This is a genomic window from Actinomadura logoneensis, assembly GCF_003428695.1.
Taxonomy (GTDB): Bacteria; Actinomycetota; Actinomycetes; order Streptosporangiales; family Streptosporangiaceae; genus Spirillospora; species Spirillospora logoneensis.
Window position 1 is genome coordinate 1 of the sequence record NZ_QURH01000798.1, and the last position, 4,388, is coordinate 4,388.

Sequence of the window (4,388 nt, forward strand, 5' to 3'; positions counted from 1 at the left end):
GCTCGCCCGGCGGGTGCCGGGTGAGCCGGTGCCCGCCGGGTGAGCCCGCGGGGCGCGCGGGCGGGCCCCACCGGTCACCGGGGACCGGTCTCGGTCAGGCCCTCGGCCGGGTCGACGCGCAGCCAGCGGGTGATCCCCAGCCCGCGCAGGAACGGCAGGTCGTGGCTCACCACGACCAGCGCCCCCTGGTAGGCGTCGAGGGCCTGGCCGAGCTGCCGGACACTGGCCAGGTCGAGGTTGTTGGTCGGCTCGTCCAGCAGCAGCAGCCGCGGAGCGGGCTCGGCCAGCAGCAGCGACGCCAGCACGGCGCGGAACCGCTCGCCGCCGCTGAGGGTTCCTGCGGGCCGCTCGGCCCGGTCGCCGCGGAACAGGAACCGGGCCAGTCCCGCGCGGACGGCCTGGACCGGCGCGTCCGGCGCGACGGCCCGGACGTTGTCCAGCACGCTCAGGCGGTCGTCCAGCACGTCCAGCCGCTGCGGAAGGTACCGGACGCCCTCCACGCCCGTCCTCACCTCGACTCCCTCCTGCCGGCGCTCCCCCGTGAGGGTGCGCAGCAGCGTGGTCTTGCCGGAGCCGTTCGGCCCGACCAGCGCGATCCGCTCGGGACCGCGGACGACCAGTGCGCGCAGGGTCGCCGGGCCGGGCGCGGGCGCGCGCAGGCCGGTGGCGGTCAGGACCGTCCGGCCCGCCGGGACGCGCGTGGCGGGCAGCTCGATCCTGATCTCGCTGTCCTCGCGCACCAGCTCCTCCGCCTCGGCGAGCCGTTCGCGGGCGCCTTCGAGGCGGTCCTCGTGCATCTGGCGGTGCTTGCCCGCCGACACCTGCTGCTCGCGTTTGCGCAGCTTCATCACCGCCCTCGGCTCCCGCTTCTGCTCGTACATCTTCTTGCCGTACCGGACGCGCCGGGCCAGCTTGGTGTGCGCCTCGACCAGCTCCCGCCGCTGCTTCCGCACGTCGCTCTCGGCCGTGCGGACCATCCGCTCGGCGGCCTCCCGCTCCACGTCGAGCAGTTCCTCGTAGGCGGTGAGGTTGCCGCCGAACGTGCGGATCCGGCCGTCGCGGAGGTCGGCGACCTCGTCCACGCGGTCGAGCAGTTCGCGGTCGTGGCTCACCACGACCAGCACCCCGGTCCAGGCGTCCACCGCGTCGTAGAGGCGGCGGCGGGCGTCCACGTCGAGGTTGTTGGTCGGCTCGTCCAGCAGCAGCACGTCCGGGCGGGCGAGCAGCAGCGCCGCCAGCCCGACCAGGACGGTCTCGCCGCCCGACAGCGTCCCGACCGTGCGGTCGAGGCCGAGGTGGTCCAGGCCGAGCCGGTCGAGCCCGGCGCGGGCGCGCTCCTCCACGTCCCAGTCGTCGCCGACCGCGGCGAAGTTCTCCTCGGTGGCCTCGCCGCGCTCGATGGCGTGCAGCGCGGCGCGGGCCGCGGAGACGCCGAGCAGGTCGGCGACCGTCCGGGCGGTGCCGAGCGGCAGGGACTGGGGCAGGTGGCCGACCCGGCCGCGCACCGACACCGAGCCGGACGTGGGCCGCAGCTCGCCCGCGGCGAGCTTCAGCAGGGTGGACTTGCCGGAGCCGTTGGCGCCGATCAGGCCGGTGCGGCCGGTCCCGAACGCGGCGTCCAGCCCGTCGAGGACGACGGTGCCGTCGCGCCAGGCGAAGCCGAGGTCGGAGCAGACGATGGCGAATGACATGAGGGCCTCCATGAACGTGCCGGGGAATGGGCGGGACACATGGAGGCACCGCGGCCGTCGCGCGTCGCGCGCGGGCATGGGAGAGCCCGGCCGGGAAGTCCGCTGAGATCGCTGCGCGTGCTCGGGCCCGTGACGGGCGCGGCGACTGCGCGGTGCCTGCGACCTCAGTTCTCCAAGGGACTCCCCTACCGGGCGACGATGTGACGGGCCCAGGCTATCCCAGCGGCTAATGCAACACAAGTCGCATTTAGATGTCGCCCGTGACCTGGGCTTTCCTGGCATCGGCGGCCAGGTGGACGCGATCCGGACGCCTCGGCATGCTTGCCGTGTGAGGAGCAGCGTTTTCGCCGGGCGGGCCACCGAACTCGCCGCGCTGCGGGCCGCGCACGCCCGCGCCGAGGGCGGCGCGATGGCCGTCGTGCTCGTCGCCGCCGAGGCGGGCGGCGGCAAGACGCGGCTGGTGGAGGAGTTCGTCCGGGACCGCCGCGCGCTGGTCGGCGGGTGCCTGGACCTCGGCGCGGCCAGCCTGCCGTACGCGCCCTTCACCGCGATCCTGCGCCGCCTCGGCCCGGACGCCGTCGCGCGGCTGACGTCCCCGGCGGCGCGGCGCGAGCTGTCCCGGCTGCTGCCCGCGCTCGGCGACGCGGCGCCCGACGCCGGCTCCGGGCAGGTCCGCCTCTTCGAGCACTTCCTCGGCCTGACCGAGCGGCTGGGCGCGGACGAGCCCGTCGTGCTGGTGGTGGAGGACGCGCACTGGGCCGACCGCTCCACCCGCGACCTGCTGGCGTTCCTGGTGCGCAACCCGGTCGCCGGGAAGGTGCTGCTCGTCGTCACCTTCCGCCCCGAGGAGCCGGAGTCGCGGACGCTGTTCGCGGGCCTGGCCCGGCTCCCCCACGTGACCCGGCTCGACCTGCCGCCGCTCACCCGCGCCGAGGTCGCCGAGCAGGTCCGCGGCCTGCTCGGCGACGCCGCCCCGGCCCTGGTCCGCGACGTGCACGCGCGCGGCGGCGGCAACCCGCTGTTCGTCGAGGCGCTGGCCGAGCACCCCGGCGAGGCGGTGCCCGGCTCGCTCCGCGACCTGCTGCTCGCCCGGTTCCGCGCCCTGCCGGCCGACACCCGGGCGGTGCTGCGCGTCGCGAGCGCCGCCGGGGACCGCGTCGGCCACGACCTGCTCGCGGCCGTCGCGGACACCACGGGCACCACGGGCACCACGGGCGGTGCGGACATCACGGACGCCGCAGACTGCACGGGCGGCGTGGGCGGTGGCCGGTGGGAGGAGGCGCTGCGGCCGGCGGTCGAGCGCGGTCTGCTGGTCGTGGACGGGGACGGGTACGCCTTCCGGCACGCGCTGATCCGCGAGGCCGTCCACCTGGACCTGCTGCCCGGCGAGCGCGTCCGGCTGCACCGCCGCTACGCCCGGGCCGTCGAGCGGAACCCTGCCCTCACCGAGGCCCCGGCGAGCGCGCTGGCCGTCCACTGGCACGCCTGCGGCGACCACGCCCGGGCACTGGAGGCCGCGTGGCGCGCGTCGGAGGAGCGCTCGCGCGCCGCCGCGCACGCCGAGTGCCTGGCCCTGCTCCGCCGGGTCCTGGAGCTGTGGGACCGCGTCCCGGACGCCGAGGAGCGGATCGGCACGGACCGCGCCGAGGTCATGTGGATGTCCGCGCGCGTCGCGCTGGCCGTCCCCGACGAGGAGTACGGAATGCGGACCGTCCAGGCCCTGCTGGCGCACACCGTCGATCCCGAGCGCGTCTCCGGACTGCTCAGGCTGCGCGGCGCGTTCCGGGGCTTCCTCGGGCAGAGCGACGACCTGGACGACTTCCGCGCGGCCGAGCGGAGGGCCTCCCGGCCCACGCCGCAGCGGGTGTGGGCGCTCGCCCAGCTCAGCTCGCGGCTGGCGGTGCGCGGCGACACGGCCGCCGCCGAACGGCTCGGCCGCGAGGGCCTGGAGCTCGCCGAGCGGCTCGGCGACCAGCTCGGGGACCGGCCCGGCGGGGACTCGGCGGCGGACGACCTACGGGTCACGATCGCCTCGGCCGCCGCCCGCGACGGGCTCGGCGACCTGCGCCCGCTCGAACGGCTGTGCTCGGCGGAGCTGGCGGACGGGCCGAGGATCCGCGTGTTCAGCCACCTGTCCCACTGCTACCAGGGCGCGGGCCGGAGCACCGACGCACTCGAGGCGGCCGAGGAGGGACTGGCGGTCGCCGAGCGCGCCGGCTACGCGCACAGCCTGGGCCTGCCGCTGATCGTCAACCGGATCGAGGCCCTGTTCCGGCTCGGCCGCTGGGAGGTGGCCGCCCGCCACCTGCGCCGGGCGCTGGACCGGCACCACAACCCCGCGATGCGGGTCCAGCTCGCGATCTGGGCGGCGTCCCTGCGCGCCGCGACCGGCACCGGCCCGGAACCGGAGCCCGTCGCGCTCGCCGAACGCGTCGACTCCGGCTACCCGCAGACCTCGCTGCCGCTCGCGCAGGCGCTCATCGACCTGCGGTCGTCCGAGGACGACGGGCCCGCCGCCCGCGCGCTCGCCGAGGCCGCGCTCCGGCATCCGGACCTGACGCTCCAGCCGGTCTTCGCCTGGCCGCTGATCGAGGCCGCCGCCCGCGTCGGCGTCCTCGCGCCGCCGCACGTGCTCGCGGACGCTCCGGTGGAGGGACCGGCCGTCGCGGCGCACGCCGCCGCGGTCGCCGCGCGCAC

At 76.8% G+C, this 4,388-nt stretch carries 2 protein-coding genes; one reads left to right on the plus strand and one right to left on the minus strand.

Features of this window, described 5'->3' with window-relative positions:
• Window positions 1–74 precede the first annotated feature (74 nt).
• The gene (locus tag DZF91_RS27615; RefSeq protein ID WP_117360065.1) at window positions 75–1,691 is read right to left on the minus strand and encodes an ABC-F family ATP-binding cassette domain-containing protein; all 1,617 of its coding nucleotides are present in this window, start codon (window positions 1,689–1,691) and stop codon (window positions 75–77) included.
• Between the two features lie 328 nt (window positions 1,692–2,019).
• Between DZF91_RS27615 and DZF91_RS27620 the strand changes: the two genes are divergently transcribed.
• Window positions 2,020–4,388: ATP-binding protein (locus tag DZF91_RS27620; RefSeq protein ID WP_117360066.1), on the plus strand; the 2,369-nt coding region annotated here is incomplete at its 3' end.

Coding starts and splice junctions, on each gene's coding strand:
- DZF91_RS27615 (WP_117360065.1), bottom strand. CDS start 1,691: ATGTCATTCGCCATCGTCTGCTCCGACCTCGGCTTCGCCTGGCGCGAC.